The organism is Methylobacterium sp. Leaf399, from assembly GCF_001424525.1.
Lineage (GTDB): Bacteria > Pseudomonadota > Alphaproteobacteria > Rhizobiales > Beijerinckiaceae > Methylobacterium.
Map to the genome: position 1 here is coordinate 12,029 of NZ_LMQK01000031.1, position 21,835 is coordinate 33,863.

The following is a 21,835-nucleotide window of genomic DNA, read 5'->3' on the forward strand; positions in this document are numbered from 1 at the left end:
AGGCAAACGCATGTCTCTCCGCTTTCTGAACCGCTAAATCTTCAGATAAAAAACACCCCCGGCGAGCAGAAGGCGCACACACCACGACCGCCGGATGCCGCCGGCCGCGATGCCTACGACCCACACCACCGCGTTGCACCACACGCCGCCGACCACCACACTGACACCCGGCTGCCATACCCCGCCGTTCCAAGTGCCCGGACAGGCATACGCTTAGACCCAACCCAGGCCGTGTTCATCCTGCTGGCCGATCCGGGAACCCTGACCTGACCGCACCACCGCGGTCGCCGTCAGGACATCAACCACCATGGTCAACTATCTTCCCGTCCCCGCAGGCACCGGCGACTCTGTCCCCGCACACCTCCATGACCTCATCGACCCAAGCGATCTCGGCCCGATCGAGCGCGTGCCACTCATCCCCGACGCGGCCCGGCGCCACCACCACGTCTTCGTGCCCGCGGACCACCGCTTCAAGGCCGCGGCCCGGTTCCTCCAGGCCCTCTGGCGTGAGGACCGCGACTTGCCCATCGGCTACCACACCGATTCGTTAGGCAAGCGCCGCCGTCGCCTCGGCTCCTGCATCGGTACCTCGGCAGGCGAGCAGGGCACCAACTTCATCCACCCCGACATCGTCCCGGTCGTGGCCCGGGCCCTGGCGTACCGTGAACCCGGCGCGGTCTATGACGTCGACCGCCTCAAGACCAACCTGCTGTCATCGCAGCCCCTAACCTTCAACCTGTTCGGCCTGCTCGCCCGCGACCTCGCCCTGGCCACCCGCTTCATGGCGGAGTTCATCCCGGGCCTAATGAAGGACGTCACGGACCTCGCCTTCGAGCACAGTCCGGGCCGCGGCGATGCCCGCTTCACCCAGGATGGCACCGCCTTCGATGTCGTCGTTCGTGGGCGCAGTGAGACAGGCGAGCGGCTCTTCGTCGGCATCGAAATAAAGTACAGCGAGAGCAGCTTCGAGACGGTGCCGCGCTTCAGCCCCCGTTACGCCGCCATCGCCCCGACCGCGAACCTCTTCGTCGACCCCGCCGCGGCCGCGTTGCGTGCCAACCCCTGCCAGCAGCTGTTCCGCCAGCACTGCCTCGCCGCCACCATCCTCGACCAGGGCCTTGCCGACCGGGCCGTGTTGGTGCTCATCGCCCCCCAGCACAACACACTCACCGCGACCGCCGCCACCACCTTCACCCGCCACCTTCGTGACCCGGCGGGCGGACCGATCCCGTTCATTCCCCGCACGCTGGAGCAAGCGATCACGGCGCTCGCGGCAACCGGCCTTACGGACCACGCCCGCGCACTGCACCGCCGTTACGCCGATTGGTGGCTGGTGGATGGCGAACTGCAGCTCGATGCCACCCCGAGCGAGACCAACCTGTTCGTGCATCCCCGGAACGCCAACCGGACACGGCCCCGGCCCGAGGCACAACCGCACCGCAAGGCCGCCTGACGACCTCGGCCGCCGCGGCCCGCACCATTACCACCCCAACCTTGGGTCTCGGCGTGCCGCATCGCCGGGACCCATGCCCCCCGGAGAAATGCGCAGCCTCTGTCTCGCAGCCACAGTAGCCACTCCTAAGACCGCTCGATGGCGTCATCCAACCGCTGCAGAGCAAAACTATATCCAGACACGCGTTCATCAGTTAATTAGCAAAAGCCGGCCCAACGACCGGCGACGCCGCCCGCGATGTCGGTGCGGACGCAGCCACACTTCTCGTTCCCTACAGCCTCTACTTCATAATAGTGGCACTTCTCGTACCCCACTACGGTTTGTCCGCTCAGCATGCGGTGCGGCGTCTTCTCTCGGACGTCACCACCGTGCTCACATCCACCAACCGCCAGACCTTCGACACCTACGTCACAAGCCAGCGCTTCCGAACGACGCCTGGCATGCTGAGCCGCGCACTCGTCGATCTGCAGGAATTCAAGCCAGCCCTCGATCTACAGNACACCTACGTCACAAGCCAGCGCTTCCGAACGACGCCTGGCATGCTGAGCCGCGCACTCGTCGATCTGCAGGAATTCAAGCCAGCCCTCGATCTACAGCAACCTAGCTTCGTCGCAGTCGAACTCGACCTACGCCCGCATGCCAACAGTGCCATGCGAGTGAGCAGCGCCGACGGCCACGTTGAAGAGCGTCGGCCACTTCAGACAGCTCACAGATCACCCCACCACCTCACGGTCAGCACCGCGGACGAGCCGGAGCAGGACGGCCACGACAGTACGCTGCTGCTGAGCTTCATCCTCGAGCCCATCCACTGCAGTGGCCGGCGACTGGAGACACGGCTGACGATCGCGACCCGGATCACCCCCGACCCCTGGTGGTCGCCTACCATCCCCAACGAACTTGCCGCACTCACGGAGTGGTGGCTGCACCAGCTCAACCTACACCTCGCGACCGCATAACAAGGCACCGGCGGGCAGGCTGAACAGGCAGACGCCCGCCTACCTTCGTCGCCCCACCCAGCCAAAGAGGCGATCGACGACGGCGGGTTGTCCCAGCCCTGGTATCCGACAGCACCACCCGCCGCACGCCATCACCAAATGCTGGCCGTATGAGGCGAGGCCAAGTGTTTGAAACTTCAGCGGTCGCCTCCGCCAACTGCTGCCCGGATGGCGCCGACACTCGCACCCGAGACCTCCAGCACAGTCTTCGCCAGAGCCCCATTACGTTGCGGACCTCATTGCCGCTTTGCGCCAGACACGGAAGTGGGCGCCTGCCCGGAAGCGGACGTTCCGCATCCGACCTATCTTAGCCGTCGGGATCATCAAAAGCACTTCCCAGAAGCAGACACTCGTTGGCGGTCCAACTGCTATCGCTTGAGCTGGAGAGCAAACGTCAATCGCCGGTCCAAGTCAGCCTTGAAACATGGCTCTTTGAGACGGGTCACTCTCACTTTTTCATTGGCACGCCGCGGAACGAACAGCCTCAGCACGGATCCCCGCCGCCTCAGTTGGCCGGCTATTTCCATTTGGGTGATGTATCCGAGCAACATCCCGGGAATATCGAAGTCTCCACCTTGCGACTCGCGGCTCGCTATGCAGCAATAGGTGCTGGAAACTTTGGAGGTTGTTTTGCCTTACTCGCCCCCTTGCAACGTTGGAGATTTTCAGCTCGGAGATTATTGCTATAAAATCCCCGTAGTACTCGCTCCAATACAACTTGCCAATTCGCTCAATATGACAATTGGTGGATTAGATGTAGCTCTGCTTCCAATGGTGGCAAGCATTATAGGTCCCGAATGCCATATGATTGTACAAAAATCGGGGGACGCAGTCGATTTAACATTGACTTCACTGCGGCCTGAGCATGTTGAAGCAATAAACGAAAAACTTGGAACTACACTTACCTGATCGATGCCGATGACACGCCCGTACGTTCCGATGTTGCGCCTCGGGTTCCTGCTGCTTCCAGCGTTGCTGGCTGGTTGTGGGTTGCAAGCACCCCGACTTTCGGAGCCATGGGAGGCTCAGGACGTCAGCGACAACATGATCTACAACATCAAGCAAAACATTTTCTGCGAGGCAGTTTCATCTATCAATCGTATAAATGCCTTACCGTCTAATTTCGGCAAAGCGATACCCGACAACTACAGTATGCAGCTACAGCTCACGCTCGCAGTCGCCGAAGCAACGACCTTGTCACCGACCGTGACTTACAATCGCACCTTTCCGAATGGAGCAGAGTCGGGGGTCACCATAGGACAAAATTTTGGGCTCGGTTTTAACCCGAACGCCTCTTCAACCGCGACACGGACAGATACTACCTATACCTACTGGAATGTTGGTCGAATAACAAAAGGGAACGAAGATTTCTGCAAAGATGTCGATCGTCGCGGTAGCTCTCTGCTTCTCTCCTCCGACCTGGGAATTTATCGATTTCTTGACCAAAACGTTAGAGCTGCAGCTTTGCTTAGATCGTCAAAAGTAGGCAATAAGAAGCCTGAAAAGATTGACGTTTATAGTTATGATCTCAAATTTGCTGTTGTCACGGGCCTCGGCATCGCACCTAGTCTTAAGCTAGTTTCAGTTTCAGGCCTCGGCGCTCCGATCTTAAATCTAAACAGAACTAGGACTCATGAGCTATTACTTACATTCGGTCCAAGTGGACCGGATGGCTTCGAGCCCTCAGGTATCGCATTTAGCCAACAGCAAATCACGACTCTAAAATCATCGCTCCGACTTCTCGGCCAATGAGGCTTTGGGACAAACAATTTCCGCTTACCCCTTTCGCCCTCTTGCACCGCCGCGCACGACTGAAACCCAATCCCTAACGCTGACTCGATAGCCTTTATCGAAAGATCATGAACCTTAACCCTTTGGCCCCGCATCCGACATCCCGAGAACCTGGGAAGGGTCGCAAGTGGTCCGAGCGGCTATATCCGGTTCGATGCTCAACCGTCCAAGAGCAGACGGGCGACAATCCACCCACCCGGTCATACAGGTCACTCAACTAAACCCCCTCGAAACGGACAGTCCCAGGTGAGTTGAGGGTCATAAGGTAGCATTGAGATTTTCCGACTGCGCGCTGACTCGAAGCTTGGCCCGCTTGCACTTGAAGGTTACCATAGCGGCCTCGGCGCATAACCCTTGGGCGAAGGATCAGCCCTCAACCGCTTCCTCTGCTGTAACGGTGTTACACAAAGCTTACCCGCCAAAGGTAAGAGCCAGCTCCTTATGAGCCCCGGTCGTCACCGCTATCCAGGCGGGAGGGAGTAACCGGGTCACCCGCCGAATGGCATCGGCAAAAGTGGACCCGTCGCAAGACAGGTTCACAGGACGGAGGGAACGGGTTGACCCCAAACCTCCGGAACGGCCCCGACGTCCGCAGATCGAGCAGATGGGGTCCGTTCGCGTTGTCCGCCTCGCGGCGGGAAGCGGTACGTAAAGGCCGACAGCACAACCCCGGCCTCCCTCTCACCAGGTTGTACGTCGATCTGACGGTTGACCGAAGGCGTGGCTCCGAGATCCGGACCCGAGCCCTGCGGCTCAGCTCGGCTTCGCCGGTCGCCCGGCAAAGCCTTGCCTCCAGCAAGACGGCCTCCGTCCAACGTTCACCAAGATCCAAACCACACGCCGCAATCACCCGACACCACCGTTGGGCCACCGGCACGGCCACGGACGAATAACCCGGCGGACCGGCCCCGGCACAGCGCAGCGCGATGGACCGAAGCCCCCACCTTCATCAGAGCAGCGACGTTACCTTCCGCGCCATCGTCCACATCCATGCTTGCACCCACCCCAGCCTGAACCTGCCCGGGAGTACCGACCGAGCCACATCCACCAAAGCTGGCCGATCCACGACACGCTAAGTGTTTGAAACTTCAGCGGTCACATCAACGTACTGCTGCCCGGATGGCGACACGCCCCGCACCCGCGAGCTCCAGCTCAGCTTCCGGACACATCCGCCCATTTGCTGTGTGGTTCACCCCCCTGATCCGGGAATCCCGCTCTCGAAGCCGCTCCCTTCATCGCGGCGAGAAGGAGCCCACCCGCTCATGGCCACCGACCTGCACGAGCGCGTCACTGCGACGATCCTGCAACAGCTTGACACCGCTGATCCCGCTGCATGGACCCCACCCTGGCACGGCGCCAACCCGCTGCCCCGCAACGCGCTCACGGGCAAGCGCTACCGCGGGCTCAACATCCTGGCGCTATGGTGCGCGGCGCAAGCCAATGCCTATGCGGATGCCCGCTGGGCGACGTACCGCCAGTGGGCCGCCCTCGGCGCCCAGGTTCGTCGCGGCGAGCGCGGCACCCTGATCCTGTTCTACAAGGACCTGCCGACCGGCGCCCGAACGGACACAACGCACGGGACCAGCGCCGACAGCGACACGACCGCCGCCCGCTTCGTTGCCCGCGCCTCGACCGTGTTCAACATCGCCCAAGTCGACGCCGCGCCCCAGGCGACCGCCCCGACAGGACTACCGCCCGCCCCGCAACCCACCTTCGACACCTTCGTTACGGCCACGGGCGCCACCATCCACACTGGCGGCACCCGTGCCTGTTATATCCCGGCCACCGACACGATCCGGATGCCGCCCCGCAACGCCTTCCGCACACCGGAAGGCTACGCCGGCACCCTCGCGCACGAACTCGTACACTGGACGGGCGCCCCCCACCGCCTCGCCCGTGACCTGACCGGCCGCTTCGGACGCCGCGCCTATGCGGCCGAGGAACTGGTCGCTGAACTCGGCGCCGCCTTCGTGTTGGCCGACCTCGGATTGGCACGCACGCCCCACCCGGACCACGCCGCCTACCTCGCGTCCTGGCTGCCGCTACTCAAAGCTGATCCGCGCGCGCTGGCGACAGCGGCCACGGCCGGCTCACGTGCCGCCGACTACCTCGCCGCCCTGCAGCCGCAAAACGACGCAACCCGCGCCGCAGGACAAGACAATACAGAACACAACCCCGCCACGCCGAACTTCATCACCGACTCACCGCCCACAAGGGCGACGCCGACCGCCCCGTACTCCAGTGCCGGGAGCGTGGCATGACTACGGTGCCACCTCTGTCCCGCCGGGTGCTCACGGCCCTGCGCTCGACCACGCCGACAACCGGACCCGACAGGGACGAGCCAACAGCGGTCACCCGCTCCTTCGTACGCGTGGAGGCCGCCCTGGAGGCGCACCTCGCCGCCCTGGCGGCCCTCGACCGGATTGAGGATTTGGTGGTGACCGCCCACGGCTATCCGCGTGTCCCCCTGCCGAAGCGGCGCGGGACGCCGGACTACGCCGCCGACGCCGCCACGATCACGCGACGCCTCGGCACCGGCCTGACCGCACGCCGGCTCACCGCCGAATTGCGCCGTCGACAGGCCGCCTTCCTACAGGCGGCAGCCGCGGCCGGCCTGGGTACAGCCCGCGCGCAGGAAGCGCGGACGGCGCGGGAACTCAGCGAGGCGGCCAGCCACCTTCTACTGGCGCCGACAGAGGCCCACGCCGACCTCGCGCTCAAGCTCACCGTGCTGATCGCGGCCGGCGAGGCGACAGCGGACGACGCACTGGCCTTCCCCTGGCTCTACCTCCGCGCCCTGCACGCCGACCTATGCGGGGCCCAACAAACCGCCCCACATCGATGATCTCTCGCAGTTAGCGGCAAGTCTTACCGCGACCGCAGTATCTGCCACTAGGCGCAGTCGGTGTTATAAAGGTTTAGCGCCCACTGCGCTCAATTATTGATTGGTACGTCTGCAATAAGACTATTACACCAGTCTGGCGACAACCAATCTGCCAACCAAGTCTCGACCAGCCGTGCCCAAACAGTTTCAGCGGCCGTACCCTCCCGATCGGCCTGCCAAACCATCTTGGCCATGAGGCTTCGGCGTACTCCTTCATGCAGATGCCGGAGCGCTGGATCCACCCCAGCACCGTTACGCCATTTCGCCGATAATCCAGGCAGGGAAACCCAGTGCAGCACGGCCCGTATGCGGCGTACGTGCTCGGCACGCTCTGGGCCGGGCCACTGCCTGACGTCCGGCAAAGCGTCCGACGATCCAGCGACGATTTCCGGCCAGTCCGCAGCGAGAGCCCCCGGCCACCCCGAGCCAAGCTGCTCGCGCATTTCATCAAGGCCTGCCGGCCCCATCTCAGTCAAGGTTTCACAGTGTTCCAGCAGGCGCCGTGGTATACTCTCGCCCGCATCAACGAGCAGCGTGACAATGGCTTCGTCGGGCTGAAGGCCGCGGGCGACGAGAGCCTCACGCACGAACCGCCTGGCCTCCGACCGTGCAAGCGGACGCACCCGGTAGTCGAAGCAGCGCGACTGACCGGCCAGCCGAACACCCTCACGCTCGCGCGCCAGCAGCACGAAACTCGCCTTGCGGCCGTCCTCCATCACCTTCAACAGCTTGTCGAACGCCTCCGGCGGATAGCGGTCTGCGTTCCGGATGACGAACACTAAACGTTGGGCTAGGAGTGTGCCCGTCTGCACGCGCTCTACGATCTGATCCGTGAGGCGTGCGATATCTGGGCGTGTTCCGTCCACTTCGATGCGGCCACCGTTTCCGCATTCGATGGCTCGACAAGACTCGCATTTGCAGCATGCAGCGCCATCAGCAGAGGGCTGCGTGCACAACACCATCCGCGCGTAGCATCGCGCCAACTCCTGCTTGCCGACCCCGGCAGGGCCGTACAGCAGCAAGTCGACTCCGTCGGTCCGCTCGCGCGCGTGCCGAGACAACGCCGCCGCCGCGTGGTTCCGACCAATCACGGTGGCAAACGACCGGTGTCGCGGTGCGGGGGTTATGTTCCAGATCAGGGGTGGCAATTTGGCCTCTGTCCCCTCTGAATTAGCCTCACACTCCTCGTCCCGAACCACTTTCGCGTCGAGTCGAGCGCAAGCGGCCAAAACCCCTTCCTGCAGATGCCGGAACCAATCCGGCCGCTCCTCATCATCGCGAGCTAGTGCTGCATGGAGCACACGCACGAGGCTGCCGCGTGCATTCGCCAGCGAGTCGTCCCGATCATCTGTCCCACAACGACCCAAGCTGCGGCCGAGGGCGGACCACCGACCGTCCAACGGGTCGCAAGCCTCGGCTTGGTCCTCGCGTGCGAGGAAGTCCCGTCCGAGGCCAGCCAATCCCGGCACGACCAAGTCCGGGCCGCGCCGGTAGCCGACATCGTCCTCGCGCACACTGCGGACGAAGGTGTCCTCCCAGACAAGCAGTAGGGCGCCCCACAGCACCGCGCCCTCCGTGATTCTATACGCAGCCACCCGCGAATAAGCGTTCGCACGAACCGCAAGCCGATCGCTCGTCGACTCGAGCAGCCGACCCGCCGCCTTGTAGAGTTCCACCACGAGGCGATAGGCCGACCAGCCCCAGGTCGCCCGGCGTTCATCAAACCCGGAAAGTAGATCGACGAGGTCATCTTCCCGACGCAGCGCCACGAGATCACGCAGGTAGGGCACGAGCACTCGTTGGACCTGCCTTCCGGAAACATCACGTTGGTAGCGCACGTCGTCATACAGATGCGTCGTCGGGTCGACGCACAGCAACACGCGCTCCTCGAACGCCTGGATGACGGCGGGCAGGCCCACGCGTTCTTCAATCAAATCTGTGAAGCTTGTGAGGAACCCGCGCTGGCCAAGCAGATCAGCCCCAAGGGCGAGGTCGGTGGTGGCGGCGAGGTAGCGCAGGACCGGCTGCAGGCTCTCGCTGGTGATCTTTGGTTCCTCGATCACCAGCGCAGCGCGCCTTACCGTGTCCCAGCCGGGATGCTGGTCGACTTTGCTGCCATGTTCGACAAAATGGATCCCCGGCACATCGAGGCTGTTGGAGAGGCGCGCCAGTGATGCATGCAGTGCATCGGCGGAAAGCGGAGCCTTCGTGGTATCGGGGCTTTTGCGTCTCGATGTCCGTGCAGGCCAATCAAAGAGCGGCACCGGCTGCGGCAGATGACTGAACCAAAGAGGTGCTTCGTCGAATTCCGGGCCCAAGGGCGGTCGCTCGCGTGAGAGCTCAAGGCCGCGCCGCTCTACAAGATCGCGCAGCGCGACGATCATGCGCGTACGCAGAGCGCCAGAGCGGTATCGATAGACCATCGGCCGATCTGTGGGCAGAGGATCGCCTGTGAGCGCAGCGAGCAGGAAGTCGACGTCGCGCATCACAGTCATGGCCGTCCCGCCCACCAACCGCGCCAGCGGCGCTGTCGCCGCCGCGGGTCGCTCGGCCAAGTGCCTACAATGCGCTCGACCTCAGCGCTGGCCTCGGGCGTACCCTCACCGAACCGCTGGAAGACCCCGGCCAGCCGACACTCGCGTTCGGCTCGGGTCGCTCGCCGTTCGGGAAACTCCTCCAACTCCCACCCGGTGGTCAGCTCTCCCCAGGCAGAGTCGTCGAAGGCCGACAGGGGTTCAAGCCGACTACGGCAAGCCGTGGCGATTGACTCGTCAGACAGCGGCGCGGGGATCGCGACGAGGGGATGATCGCGAACTGGTCCTGGACGCCGCGCTTTGACGCGCAGCAGCTTGAGGAGCGACACGTGTTTCCCGCTCGTTGGGTCGAACGCCTCGACCTCTTCGTCCAGCCCGGCACACAGGTCGAGCGTCTGCTTCCAGTGGAACTTGAGCGCCGCGCGAGCGCCCGCGGGCGCCGGTTCGAATACCACCGCATCGCCTCTCAAGCGCTTCGCCCCGTCCCGCCATGCACGAGCCCAGTCTCCGGTCTGGCCGGCACCGTCGGCGTCAGCCGGTTCCTGTAGGTTGGGCGCATACAGATGCGCGACGATCCGACCCACCATGCCCTGATCGTCGCGTTCGAGAACGGTGATGCTGGCAATCAGCTCTCCGCCCCAAGCCCGCGTCTGCGCGGCTAAATCGTCACGAAACGCCATGATCGCCGTCACGGCCGCGTGCGCCTCCCGCGCTCCAATCAGCGCAGGCCGGATCTTGAAGGCGACGTTGAACAGGACGCCGTACTCTTGCGCCAGGAACGAGGCGGCGTGGACGATTTGGCGGACGTCGTACAAGGTGAGATAGCCGTTGTGATCTTTCACCTTGCGAGCGCCAGGGCGCGGGGTCGGTGGCGGCCCGAAGCCCGAGGATGGTCCGAGCGCCGCTCGTGCCGTCGCCGACGCGCTCGCCGTGGCATGACCGGTTCGACTCCCGCGCCCGGTCGCTTCCTTGGCGTCGTCCAGTGCGGTTGAGGCAGCCAACCGATGAAACAGCGTCAAGCGCAGACTGAGAACGGTCTCGTGAACCTCGGTCACGGGGGAGGACCAGAAGTTCATTAGTCGAACCCAGTACGATGCGAGATCGGCCGGATCGGTCAGGCCAAGGCGCTTGCAGAAGCTCCAGACGATGTCCGCGCGCACGTCGGCCGCGATCGCCTCGATCACGCCATCGACGACGAGGCGCCGGCCGAGAATCTCGTTGTGGTAGACGTGCACGAGGAAGGCCTGGATCCACCGGATCTTGTCGGGTGCCGCCTCCTGCCAAGCGGACACGACCTCAGCCGGCCGATCGCGGTCAGAGTCGCGGTCGCTATCGGCAAGCGCCTTGAAGTAATCGACAAGGACCAACGTCTGATCGACGTCGAAGGCAGCACGCACCTGTGCGACCGTCAGCACGCAATCGCGACGGTCACAGACCCGTTCCAGTCCGAGCAGCAGGTCGCGCGGGTAGCCCTTGCGCAGGCCGGCGAGCAACTCCAGCGCACCGGATTCGTGCCTGATCCCCTCTTTCACAACGGCTTGGTACAGGAACTCGATGGCGTCGGTGATTGCGAGTGGGTGCACCAGCAAGTCGAACAGGCGCGAACGTAGGGCCTCGCGGATCCTCTCCACCTCAGTCGTGGCGAACAAGAACACAACATCAGAACGGCACTCCTCGACGTGATTGAGGAGCAAATCGCACGCATCTTTCGTCAGCATGTGCGCCTCGTCAAAGAACATGATGCGATACCGAGACACTTTATCGCGCCCGTAGAACGCTTTGAGCTCCCTTTCGACCGTCTCCTTTCCGCCACCGTAACGGCTGATATTGTACTCTTCGAAACCGAGAATCGAATCAGCCTGTGAAGCCCCGCAAGCTTCGCAGTCGTAGCACGGCGAACTTTTTGGGTCCTCCGCCTTACAGTTGAGTGCCCTGGCGTAGATGCGCGCCAAGGTCGTTTTGCCAGAGCCAACGGCGCCATGCAGCAGGACGCAGCGACCGATGCGGCCGCGCTCGATCAGGCCGGAGAGGCAGTCGACGACGCTCTTCTGCCCGAACACCTCGTCGAAGGTGCTCGGGCGGTATTTGTCGGCGAAGTTCAGGTGACCGATCGTATCGGTCCCCGCTTGGGCGTCGCTCGCCGAGTTCGAGATGCTGTCCGTCATGCACACTATGTAGCCGGTGTAGGCCGTGCAGACGATGCAGACCGTGCACTCAATGTAGGCCTTGTCACCATCGAGCCGAGGCGAGACAGCGACACAGTCCGCAGGTCACGCGAATGACTTGAGGGGGTAGAAGTACCCTTTTGCGCCTCGCCTCTTGGGTGCAAAGGGAACGGCGGGATCATGCACGAAAACCGCCATGCGCGCGCTGAACTCATTCCCACTGATTTCCGTGCGCAGCAACGCGCAGAGCAACAGCCGTAACTTATCTGCGGGAACGCAGCCCCGGTCAGTGATGTTCGCGACATCCTCGGAGCGCTCATCGAGGCCGACGAGGCACTCTCGGAGCCGGTCCACGGGCGCCGCCGCGTTCTGCAACGCCGCCAACGCGGCAAGATGTGTCTCGATTGGCGAGGGTTTGAACCCGTCGACTGACCGCCATAGCAGACCATAGTCGGTCTCGTTGACCGCCCGCCATACCGCTGGATCTCCTCCCTTCTCGACGGCACCGTTGCGGAACCGCAGTTCCACGAAGCGGCGGTGGCCTGTCGGGTCGGCGATCAGCAGACGGACCGGTTCGTTGGCGGTGCCAATCAGAGTGGAGCACTGGCGCCGCTTCTCGACCGCCGACTTTCCGAGAATACGTCGGCTGAGATCGACAGCGGTGATCAAAGACTTCAACACCGCATACAGGCTTCGGTCGAGGCGCTCGACATCGTCGATGACCACAACTGGAAATCGAAGCACGTCGCCGCTCCGCCGATCCGCGAGATCGGACAGCAGAACGGGATCGCTGGCCAGTTCCTCCAACGGGCTCAGGAATTGGCGCACAAATATCGTTTTGCCGCTGCCCTGCTCGGGACCGAAGATCACTGGCATCAGATGATGACGTACGGTAAGCCCGAGTTGCTTGCGTTTTACCTGCCAGATGAAATGCTGGAGCACGGCGACCCCAAGCGCAGCGTCGAGGTCGAAGACCGCTTCCGCAAGGCGCACCCATTCGTCCCGTGCCTTCTGCTGCTCGGCAGTGTCGAGCACTGCGAACAGTAACGGCTTCATGACCCAGTCGAGCCGTCCCCGCTGATCCTCCCGAACGATTTGCCGAACAGCACGGGTAACGTCGCTGGTACCGAGCTTGAGACCTTCGCGTTTAATTTCCAGCATTACGCAATCGACGATGCTCGCAACACTCCAGTCGAACGGTCGGGCGATCCAGGCCTCAGCGTCTTCCGGCCCCGAAATTTGAAGCGGTCGGCCGCCAGTCCGGACCGAACCGTCGAAGAGGATTCGTAGGCCTAACCCCGCCATGTATGATCTGACCAGGTGCACGGGATCCAAGGTGGTCGGTTGGTTCGTCTGACTGCTCTGCGTCACGATGGCCTCCAGTCGGAGACCCTTCCTGTGCGGGTCTCCTAACTATGCCGGACCACCACGTCTCAAACACTTTGCGAGATGGACGGAGCGTTCAGCACGTGTCCGACCCTGCTCGAACGCCTGAGACACGACAGATCGTGCCTCTGGACTCGTCGGCTCGGAGGCCGTCAGTCTTGAAAGCCTCATCGTCCGGCGCATACGTCCGCGAATGCACGCACGAGAACCCGGCGCCCCCGCGCGTCGTGGACATCGACCCACCACCCCGACCAATCCGTGCCGGGTGCCCCCTCCATCAATGCCCACGCCACGCGATCCGCCTGGGAGCCGAGCATGCGCGGCCGCCCCACCCAGCGGCCCGAGAGGTCGAAGGCCGCATCGCCCCCGCCGCCGACGCAGTGGAAGTGGTAACGCTGCACCGTCACTGCGCTTTTTGCTCCGTGTCCACAGCGCTCCCCACGCCGTTTCGGCGCCGACCTGAACCTCGTTAAACCCAGCCCCGTCATCGGCTTTGTTCACTTTGTGTTCTATAGGAGCCGGGGGATCGCATGCACGCCATCGCCGAGCGCGGGACGACCCCGCACAACGAGCCACCGGTCGGGGCGATTACACAGCGCACCGAGGCCGTGTGCATCGCGCAGGCATATCGCGACGCCCATCACGGCGATGATCGCGCAGCCCTCGTGGCAGCGGTCACCGACGCCCTGACCGACCTCGCGGCAGCCGAGCGCCGAACCGAGGCCGTTCGACGCGAAGTCTCCCGCGGTTTCGTGCGCGGCCGGGTGACGGCAAGATGAGCAGCATTCTCTTCCGCATCGAGGAACTACCCCGCGACGCCATCGCAACCGTGCGGGTGCCAGTCATGGGCCGGGCACTCTGCGCCGGCTTTCCGTCGCCGGCCGACGACTTCCAAGAGCAGGCGATCGAGCTGCCGCGCTGGCTTGTGCCGAATCGCCGTGCGTTCCGCCGGACACAACCACTCGGATGCCGTCTACTCCCTCGCGAAATGGGCTTTCCTAAAGCCTGCCTCAACCTTACGTAACTCTCGCCCCGCCATGCCATCGCGTCCAGGGACCCAGGGTGACAGACGGCTCTACCGACGCGTTGCGAGCATCCGACGCCGGCGGCATTTCCGCCCGGCGGGGCTTCCGCATCCAGGACCACGTCGCGGCGAGGATCGCCCTCGAGATGCTTCAGGACCCGACAATCCACCAGCTCGAATGCGAGACCGCCGACGACATCGTCGTCCGGCGTGGGGCGGCCGCGGCGCGCGTGAGCGAGTACGTACAGGTCAAAACCACAGAGTCGGACGGCAAGTGGAATCTCAAGGAACTGACGGCGCGCGACAAGGGCAGGAAGGGCACCTCCATCTGCGAGCGGTCCCTTCTATGCGACGCTGGAGGCGATGAGCCATGGTACCGAATCGTGACTACCCGAGCGGTGTCGGCCAAGCTGGTACCATTCACGCGGGACCGGGCGCGGCGCTCAGGTGAGGCGGCGTTCGAGGCGCTGGTCCAGGCCTTCGCCAAGAGATATCCCGATGTCAAGTCTCTCTCCGACCAGACGCTCGCCCATTGGTCGCGGAACCTGTTGTGGGAGGTCGAATCCGATGAGAGGGCGCTGGAAGCCAGGAACACGACGACACTGCTTAGGCTCGCGCATGGCCACGGCCTCACCCCCGCGTTCCACATTATTGACGAAGTGTACGCACGGCTGACGGCGAAGACCCGCGCGATGGGTGACGCCGCCTCGAGTGACCCCGCTGAGAAGGCGTGGCGGCGGTCCGATTGCGTGGCATGGTGGGAGGGCGAACTTAACCTGATGCGTGCCGCCGTCGCGGCGCACGTCAAGGTCTACCAACTGGTGGACGCCCCGAGTTTCTTCTCGGAGCTCTGCAGCGTTGCCGACGCCGCCGCCAAGCGCGCCCTGTACGCCTACGACGTCGAGTACGACGGCGACGCGTGGCGCAAGGACGAGTTGATTGAGCATCTCTTGGACTGGCTGCCGGAGGTGGCGTTGCCGCCCCGAATGCTGGCGACATTCAACCACCTGTCGGCGCGCCGGCTGCCCGGCGAAGCGCTCAGGGCTTTGGACCGGCGCGGGCCGCCCGATATGCCGCGCCTCGTCGCCGGCTTGATGCTGCACGCCATCCTACGCCACCATTTCGGGGCCGAGCCGATCGCGTGTCGGATCTTTTTCCTGGTCGCGGGGGAGTTGCGATCTACGAGCGCGCACATCGTTCCGCTGCCCGGCGGCGACGAAATCTGGCTTGGGCGCTCCCGTCTGGTCACCGCTCAGTCCCATCGGGCAGTCATCGACGAGGTGCTGTCGGAACTGCGCACCGCGCTGACCCGCGACGTCCTGGTCGAGGAGCGCGACATCATCTTGCAGCTCCGCGAACCCCGCCACCTCCGAGCCGACACCCTGGACAGGATCCTAAGCGCGACCGGCAAGACCTCCGATCTGCTGCGGGTCATCCGGCTGCCGATCCTGGTCGCATACGACAGTGATACCCTGAGCGCGGGCTTCAACCTCGCCTACGTGCCTCTCCTCCAGGCGGAGGTCCGGGACGAGTATGAGAGGATCAAGGCCCGCATCGGCGACGAGCTGCGCGGCGTGGAGGTGTCGCTGTTCCTCGTCCCGGTCGAGTGCGCCGGGACGCTCGAACGGGACTTCACGACCCGGCTCAGGGGGCGTTGATGGAAACGGACCTGATCCGCGCTTGCCTAGCCGACCCAGACAAGCTCGCCGCTCAGCGATTCTCGATCTTCCGGGAGGTCGCGCGGCTGGCCAACGACGAGCGGACGGTGGCGATGGCCCGCGAGCTCGTAATACGCCTGCTGGCGCACAAGGCCACGCTGCCCGAAGGGTACAACGCGCTGCTCGACGCCCTGGTGCGCGAGGTCGGACTGTTCCCCTACGCCGATCACGCGAAGGGCCGTGACCTGGAGGACCAGATTCTCGTCGAAGCGCACCGCGTGCATGGTGTCGGCGAGGAGCGCTTCTTCCACAGCCTGCAGCTCTCCGTGTTCCAAGAGCTCGTCGCGGGCCGCAACGTCGTCCTGAGCGCGCCCACCAGCGTCGGCAAGAGCCTGGTAATCGACGCAGTCCTTGCGACGCGCCGACACAAGCGCGCGGTCATCGTCGTCCCGACGATCGCGCTGATCGACGAGACGCGGAGGCGGATCGCCTCCACACTGGGCCAGTCCCACGATATCATTACCCATTCGAGCCAGACGCGGCTGGAGGACGGGCGGCCGACGGTCTATGTCCTGACTCAGGAGCGCGCGTTGGGACGCAAGGATCTCGGCGATGTCGACTTTTTTGTCATCGACGAGTTCTACAAGCTCGACGTGCGCGAGGAGGACGACGAGCGGACGGTCGACCTCAACCTGTGCTTCCATCACTTGGCGCGGCAGGGCGCACAGTTCTATCTCATAGGACCCAATATCTCGTCCGTTGGGGGATTGGCGGCCGACTACAGGCACGTTTTCATCCCGTCCGACTTCACAACTGTCGCGCTCGACATACAACACTTCAACCTGCGGCAGCGCGGCGAGGAGCGCGTCGGGAAACTGGTCGAGCTCTGCGGCACGCTGGCCGGGCCGACGCTCGTGTACTGCCAATCGCCCCGCAGCGCCCGTGACGCGGCGAGGCATGTCTACGTTGGCTGCGACCTCGGGACCTGCGACGCGACGCGGGACGCGGCGGACTGGCTAGCGCACTATTACCCGCCGGAATGGGAGGTGGTCCAGGCGTTGCGACGCGGCGTCGGCATCCACCACGGCAATGTGCCACGCGCGATCCAGCAGTACATGGTCCGCGCCTTCGAGCAGGGGAAGATCAAGATTCTTGTCTGCACGTCCACAATCATCGAGGGCGTCAACACCGTCGCCGAGAACGTTGTCATCTTCGACCGCCGTAGAAACACGAAGACCATCGACGACTTCACGTTCCGGAACATCGCCGGACGCGCCGGCCGCATGAACCGCTACTTCGTTGGCAAGGTCTTCGTGCTAGAATCGGCGGTGGAGCCCGGCGACCATACAGTCGATCTGCCAGTCGGCCGCCAGGACGCGGCAACCCCCCTGTCTCTTCTTCTCGACTTACCCGAGGACAGCCTTTCAGAGGTTTCGCGCGACCGGCTTGCCCAGGCATTCGGCGGCTCGATGCTCGACGCGGCGACCATCAGGGCGAATCGGTACGTCCCGGTCGAGCGGCAGGACGCAACCTGCGCGGCCGTGGCCGAGATCCTCGACCGGGACCCCGGCCTCCTCCGGTGGCGCGGCGTGCCCTCTTCGCCGCAGCTCCGGACAGTATGCGACCTAATTTACGACCACATCGACCGCGGAAATTCGCTACGCCGGCACGGCATCTTCGCGGGCGACCAGCTCCAGGCGGCGCTCACGGCCCTCATGGCGGCCGACGACCTCAGGCAATTCGTCGACCGGCGCGTTCGTGAACGGCGCGACGACGTCGGCATCAGCGAGGCCGTCGAGGCCGCGCTTTCGTTCCTGCGCAATTACGTCGGCTACGCCTTCGGCCGCCAGTTGATGGCCTTAAGCCGCATCCAAGCCGACGTCATTCTGCGGCGCGAACGCGGCGCCCCCGGCGACTACGGCCTGTTTGCCGCGCAGGCCGACTCACTTTTCATGCCGGCCGGCCTCTTCGCGCTCGACGAGTACGGCGTACCGGCCGAGATCGCTTCGAAGCTGATGAGGGCCTGGGGTCGCATCGACGACGTAGACCAGGGCCTGCGCATGCTCGCGGGCGCCGACTTCGACGCGATCAACCTGCATCCGTTCGAGCGCGAGCTGCTTCTCGCAGTGCGCACGTACCTGCCATCACGGGCCTACGCCCGATGAAGGCCAACGCCACCGCGGCGCCGTGACCCTCAGGCCTCGCCGTCCGACGGGTCTTCTTGGAAGCGGATTCGCCGCTTTCGGCCAGTTTCAGTCATCACTCAGACCCACGTGAGCGTCTCCTCGGGGTCGAAACCTGCCCCGACTTCAGGCGCCGACACTCGACCGCGACCGTTGACGGGAGGTTGCCTGCCGATACTCGAACCTGCTACAAATCCCCTGACGGCTTGAGAGCTAACCGTTTGAACTGACAGCGGCTTTTCGTCGGCTGATCCGAGGGCCAGGATCCTGGCGCCCCAGCCAAGTTCCAATTTCGTGTACCGTGCCCATAGGTTAGGCGGATCCACCCTCGGGTGGTGCCCGATTGGTCCACATTGCTGGTCCACATCGGGAGTACGGGGTGCAGCACGGACACTACCTGCAGAAGCGGGGTGACCGCTATCGGTTCCGGGCGCGACTTCCGGCCGGTCTTGTGCCGTTCGCGCTGCCGGGCGAGATTGTCGTGAACCTGCAAACGAATTCGCGGACCGTTGCCATTACGCGGGCAAGGGTGCTTCGCGTAGCTCTGGACCCGCTCTTGACCGATCTTACCCTGACCATCGACCGTGCGGATGCTGACTGTCTGGTTCGCGGCTGGATCGACCGGCACGCGCAGGCATGGGAGGTCAACATCGCCACCACTGGCGGCCTCGCGTACTTCACGAAGGCCGAGGGTGAGATGATGGGCCCCAACCAGTCGCGGGAGATGGACGACCTGATGCGGGTCGTCGGCGACATGATGGTCCGCCCTCGTCTCAAGGCTACGGCCCAGGCGGCGCTCTCTGGGCGGCGACCAGACGCATTGCAGAGCCTAGAGCCTGTCGTGGCAGGCGCCCTGGAGGACATCGCGCCGGAGATTGACCGGGACAGCCCAGACGGCCATTTCCTCGCTCGCACCATCCTGCGAGGGCTCGCCACCCTACTGGACGAGCGTTCCGAAGCGGAGCGTGGAAGCCTCACACCTGTGCCGCGCTGCTCGGCGTCGCGACAGCCCGAGAAGGCGGCCCCCCGGCCCCCTTCGATCCCATTTTTATCGCGGTGGACTGAGTTCGAGACAGCCAAATGCAACGATGGGCGGTGGAAGCCGGACACGGCCTCGAACGCGTCTTCATCCCGCAAGCTCTTCCTCGCCCTAATCGGAGACAAGCCGGCATCCGCTGTGACGCGCCAGGATGCATCACAATGGCGGAACCTTCTGTTCCTCGTTCCAAAATTGTACGACAAGGCGCGTGAATGGCGTGGCCTGCCCGTGCGCGAGATCATTGAGGCCGCCGAGGCTCGGAAAGCGGCGGCCGAGCCAGGCGTAGACCCTGTTGCGCGCCTCAAGCTTGCCACCGTGGACAAGCACTTCGGCAACCTTCAGGAGTACTGGGACTGGCTGCAGACGAATGGCCACCTTCCTCGGGGGGACACGAATCCGTTCGAGGGGTTCATCCAGTCCAAACCTAAGGGGCGGCATGCCCGTCACGAACGGGATGCTTGGCCGCAGGCGATGGTCGAGAAGCTCTTCACCTCGCCAGTATTCTCGGGGTGCAAGAGCTTGCAACGCCGAACCGTTGCCGGACAGATAGTGTACCGGGATGCCCGGTTCTGGGTCACGCTATGGGGGCGACTTACAGGTGCACGCGAAGACGAGATCTGCTCGCGCGTTGTAGGCGATATTGAGTTCATCGCTGGCATTGCCGTCCTGCGCATTCGAGCCAGTAAGACTGTGGAAAGTCCGCGTGACCTTCCACTTCCTGAAGCACTGCTCCGTATGGGTTTCCTAGAGCATCGATACTTCGGGCGCGACCTCAAAGAGCCTTTGTTCCCTGAGTTGATCCCACAAGGTCCAGGCAAGCGCCGCTCTGCCGCGTTCTCTGGATGGTTCACGTACTATCGAATGAGGACTGAAACCTACAAAGAACTAGTCGATTTTCACTCGTTTCGACATAATGTCTCCACGGATCTACAAAATATGCCCGGCCTGAACATGGGCTGGGCTGATGAAATAACGGGTCACGACAGCCCTATTCGAGCGAGCGAGCGCCAGCGCTATGCCAAGGGCGTCTTCATGAGCCACCTCAAGGAAACCTTAGATCGCATTGAGATCGGGATGGACCTTTCACACCTCGATTACCGCGGTACCCGCGGCGTTGCCGCGCCAGACGCTGCCGAGCAACGTGCGGCGTTCATCGCACTCGCCGAAAGAGATATGGAGTTGAAGGCAACGCGGGCAGCCAGGGCTAAAAAGTCACGTCGATGACGTCCCGTAACTGGGCCATCGACATATGCATGCGAATAGCTGAGCTTGGGTAATACCCCGCTGCTGTGGCGGGTCCCCGATGCCCAGCCATGCTGCTCGAATCATCATCCCCAGCCTCCATCGAATGCGATGACGAGCCCTCGCCCCGTGAGCCACGGAAGCGGCGGCGGTCGCCTAAGCCGCGCCTAACGCGAGCCGAGGGGGACCGGTCGGATGCCCGGGTGATAGGCATCTTGGAGCGGCACGGCTACGATTTCCGGCCACCCCAGGAGACCGCGCTCGTGGTCCTATCCACGCGCACCGTCCACCTCCTCAACGAGACCGTTGGCCGGCCAGTATTCGCCACTCCGCTTCGCCGCCGGGCGGCCGAGTGGGCTCTCTCGTTCGACGCGTTCCATCAGGACCAAGACCTGCAGAACCTCCGCATGGTCGGCCTCCGCCCGCAGCAGGGGAAGGCCCCGCCCGGTACCCTCGACAAGGCGCTTGAGACCCTAGTGCGGGACTACGACCGGCACGTCGGACGCCTCGTCACCGCTGGCATCATCGCCCCCGTCCTGTCCGTCATCCACATCCGCTACGACGTGATGCAGGGCCTGTGGGACATTCATATCCACGCCCTGTGGAGGGTGGCCGACGACAAGATTGATGCCATGCGGGCTAAGCTTACGATGAAGTTCTTCGACATATGGATGGATGGCGACAGGGTCGAACATCCCGGCGGCGCCGCCAATTACTGTGTCAGTTGGACCATCGACCATCGCCAGATTATGACTTGGCCCGAGGAGGCCATCCTGGAACTCTGGAACCTGCCGCGGACGCGCCTAATCCGCCCGGCCGGGGCCTTCCGCGTCTGCCGCCGGACCCATGAGGGCATGGTACTTCGCCGGGAGGGGGAGCGCGTCCTAGTCGAGGAGCGGCCTGACCGAGGGCCACGCCGTAAGGCCACCAATCGGCCGGCGCCGACCGTGGAGGGGGGCCGTGTTGTCGACATAGGCCAGAAGAGGGTCGCCGGGGGGAAGGCCCTGTGCGCGGTCGTGAAAGCCCCTCGCGGGACGCTTCGATCCACCGTGTTGATTGAGCCGAATCCATCCCTCGCGCGCACGCACGTAGACCTCGCCTACGGCGAGTACCGCGGTAATTCCCCGGCGACCGATCGGACGACGTTGCAGGCTTCCCCGGCGACGGGCCTATCCTCCGTAGCTCCTACCCGCTCCCCTAGAAAGGCTCGTAGCAATGTTACGGGGGGCTTGCGACCCAGGAAATGGTGGATGCTCAAGGCATGGCCCTCAGGGCCCTCCCACCCCCTCTCGAAGATCATAATCCGCAAGCTCACCGCCTCGCCCAAGAACCAGCCTGCCACTCAGCGCCGCTGTGGCCGAAGCCATGGCCCGCATCACGGCGATAATGGGCCGAGGTCTAGCGTATCCACTCCCCTGATCCCGGATGGTCGCGATCTTAAGAGGCCTGCCGACCATTCGCTCGCGCCCAAGACAAGCCTC

Annotated in this window: 12 protein-coding genes and 1 pseudogene; 9 read left to right on the plus strand and 4 right to left on the minus strand. The window is 63.8% G+C overall.

The window, feature by feature from the left end; genetic code table 11:
- Positions 1–406: 406 nt before the first annotated feature.
- The 4 genes from ASG40_RS15115 to ASG40_RS15130 all read left to right on the plus strand — a co-directional run bounded on the left by ASG40_RS15115 (position 407) and on the right by ASG40_RS15130 (position 7,084).
- Positions 407–1,453: a PGN_0703 family putative restriction endonuclease gene (locus tag ASG40_RS15115; protein WP_156387749.1), complete on the plus strand. Its 1,047-nt coding sequence runs from the start codon at positions 407–409 to the stop codon at positions 1,451–1,453.
- Positions 1,454–3,492: 2,039 nt separating this feature from the next.
- Positions 3,493–4,200, plus strand: a complete 708-nt coding sequence (locus ASG40_RS21300; protein ID WP_156387751.1) for a hypothetical protein — start codon at positions 3,493–3,495, stop codon at positions 4,198–4,200.
- A gap of 1,301 nt (positions 4,201–5,501) precedes the next feature.
- A complete protein-coding gene (locus ASG40_RS15125; protein WP_082524098.1) occupies positions 5,502–6,500 on the plus strand; it encodes an ArdC family protein in 999 nt (332 codons plus the stop codon).
- The gene (locus ASG40_RS15130; RefSeq protein ID WP_156387752.1) at positions 6,497–7,084 is read left to right on the plus strand and encodes a hypothetical protein; all 588 of its coding nucleotides are present in this window, start codon (positions 6,497–6,499) and stop codon (positions 7,082–7,084) included. Before ASG40_RS15125 ends, ASG40_RS15130 begins: the two co-directional genes overlap by 4 nt.
- Positions 7,085–7,173: 89 nt before the next feature.
- On the opposite strand, the gene ASG40_RS20725 is transcribed toward ASG40_RS15130, so the two are convergent.
- The 4 genes from ASG40_RS20725 to ASG40_RS22595 all read right to left on the minus strand — a co-directional run bounded on the left by ASG40_RS20725 (position 7,174) and on the right by ASG40_RS22595 (position 13,696).
- Positions 7,174–9,609, minus strand: a complete 2,436-nt coding sequence (locus ASG40_RS20725; RefSeq protein WP_162243326.1) for a hypothetical protein — start codon at positions 9,607–9,609, stop codon at positions 7,174–7,176.
- 5 nt (positions 9,610–9,614) lie between these two features.
- The gene (locus ASG40_RS15150) at positions 9,615–11,822 is read right to left on the minus strand and encodes an AAA family ATPase (protein ID WP_055887534.1); all 2,208 of its coding nucleotides are present in this window, start codon (positions 11,820–11,822) and stop codon (positions 9,615–9,617) included.
- A gap of 105 nt (positions 11,823–11,927) precedes the next feature.
- Positions 11,928–13,193, minus strand: coding sequence for a VapE domain-containing protein (locus ASG40_RS15155; RefSeq protein ID WP_156387754.1), 1,266 nt, complete (start codon positions 13,191–13,193; stop codon positions 11,928–11,930).
- Between the two features lie 182 nt (positions 13,194–13,375).
- Complete coding sequence (locus ASG40_RS22595; protein WP_443136622.1) at positions 13,376–13,696, minus strand: DUF6894 family protein; 321 nt, start codon at positions 13,694–13,696, stop codon at positions 13,376–13,378.
- A gap of 42 nt (positions 13,697–13,738) precedes the next feature.
- Here ASG40_RS22595 and ASG40_RS15165 point away from each other — a divergent pair, with 42 nt between their 5' ends.
- The 5 genes and pseudogenes from ASG40_RS15165 (at position 13,739) to ASG40_RS15180 (ending at position 20,336) form a co-directional block, all read left to right on the plus strand.
- The gene (locus ASG40_RS15165; RefSeq protein WP_055887543.1) at positions 13,739–13,987 is read left to right on the plus strand and encodes a hypothetical protein; all 249 of its coding nucleotides are present in this window, start codon (positions 13,739–13,741) and stop codon (positions 13,985–13,987) included.
- Positions 13,984–14,142: pseudogene (locus tag ASG40_RS20730) on the plus strand (LexA family protein); the annotation flags it as partial. The gene ASG40_RS15165 and the pseudogene ASG40_RS20730, both read left to right, overlap by 4 nt.
- A gap of 128 nt (positions 14,143–14,270) precedes the next feature.
- Positions 14,271–15,890 (plus strand): HamA C-terminal domain-containing protein, encoded by a 1,620-nt coding sequence (locus ASG40_RS15170; RefSeq protein ID WP_082524100.1) that lies wholly within the window; start codon positions 14,271–14,273, stop codon positions 15,888–15,890.
- Positions 15,890–18,055 carry a DEAD/DEAH box helicase gene (locus ASG40_RS15175; protein WP_055887548.1) on the plus strand — a complete coding sequence of 722 codons (2,166 nt, stop codon included), beginning with the start codon at positions 15,890–15,892 and terminating at the stop codon, positions 18,053–18,055. The genes ASG40_RS15170 and ASG40_RS15175 overlap by 1 nt, the downstream gene beginning before the upstream one ends.
- Positions 18,056–18,452: 397 nt before the next feature.
- Positions 18,453–20,336: a DUF6538 domain-containing protein gene (locus ASG40_RS15180; protein WP_156387755.1), complete on the plus strand. Its 1,884-nt coding sequence runs from the start codon at positions 18,453–18,455 to the stop codon at positions 20,334–20,336.
- The last annotated feature ends 1,499 nt before the right edge of the window (positions 20,337–21,835 follow it).

Bases quoted from the DNA above. Each gene is read 5' to 3' on its own strand.
- ASG40_RS15130 (WP_156387752.1), top strand. From the start codon at position 6,497: ATGACTACGGTGCCACCTCTGTCCCGCCGGGTGCTCACGGCCCTGCGC.
- ASG40_RS15125 (WP_082524098.1), top strand. From the start codon at position 5,502: ATGGCCACCGACCTGCACGAGCGCGTCACTGCGACGATCCTGCAACAG.
- ASG40_RS22595 (WP_443136622.1), bottom strand. From the start codon at position 13,696: ATGACGGGGCTGGGTTTAACGAGGTTCAGGTCGGCGCCGAAACGGCGT.
- ASG40_RS20725 (WP_162243326.1), bottom strand. From the start codon at position 9,609: ATGCGCGACGTCGACTTCCTGCTCGCTGCGCTCACAGGCGATCCTCTG.
- ASG40_RS15165 (WP_055887543.1), top strand. From the start codon at position 13,739: ATGCACGCCATCGCCGAGCGCGGGACGACCCCGCACAACGAGCCACCG.
- ASG40_RS21300 (WP_156387751.1), top strand. From the start codon at position 3,493: ATGATCTACAACATCAAGCAAAACATTTTCTGCGAGGCAGTTTCATCT.
- ASG40_RS15150 (WP_055887534.1), bottom strand. From the start codon at position 11,822: ATGACGGACAGCATCTCGAACTCGGCGAGCGACGCCCAAGCGGGGACC.
- ASG40_RS15175 (WP_055887548.1), top strand. From the start codon at position 15,890: ATGGAAACGGACCTGATCCGCGCTTGCCTAGCCGACCCAGACAAGCTC.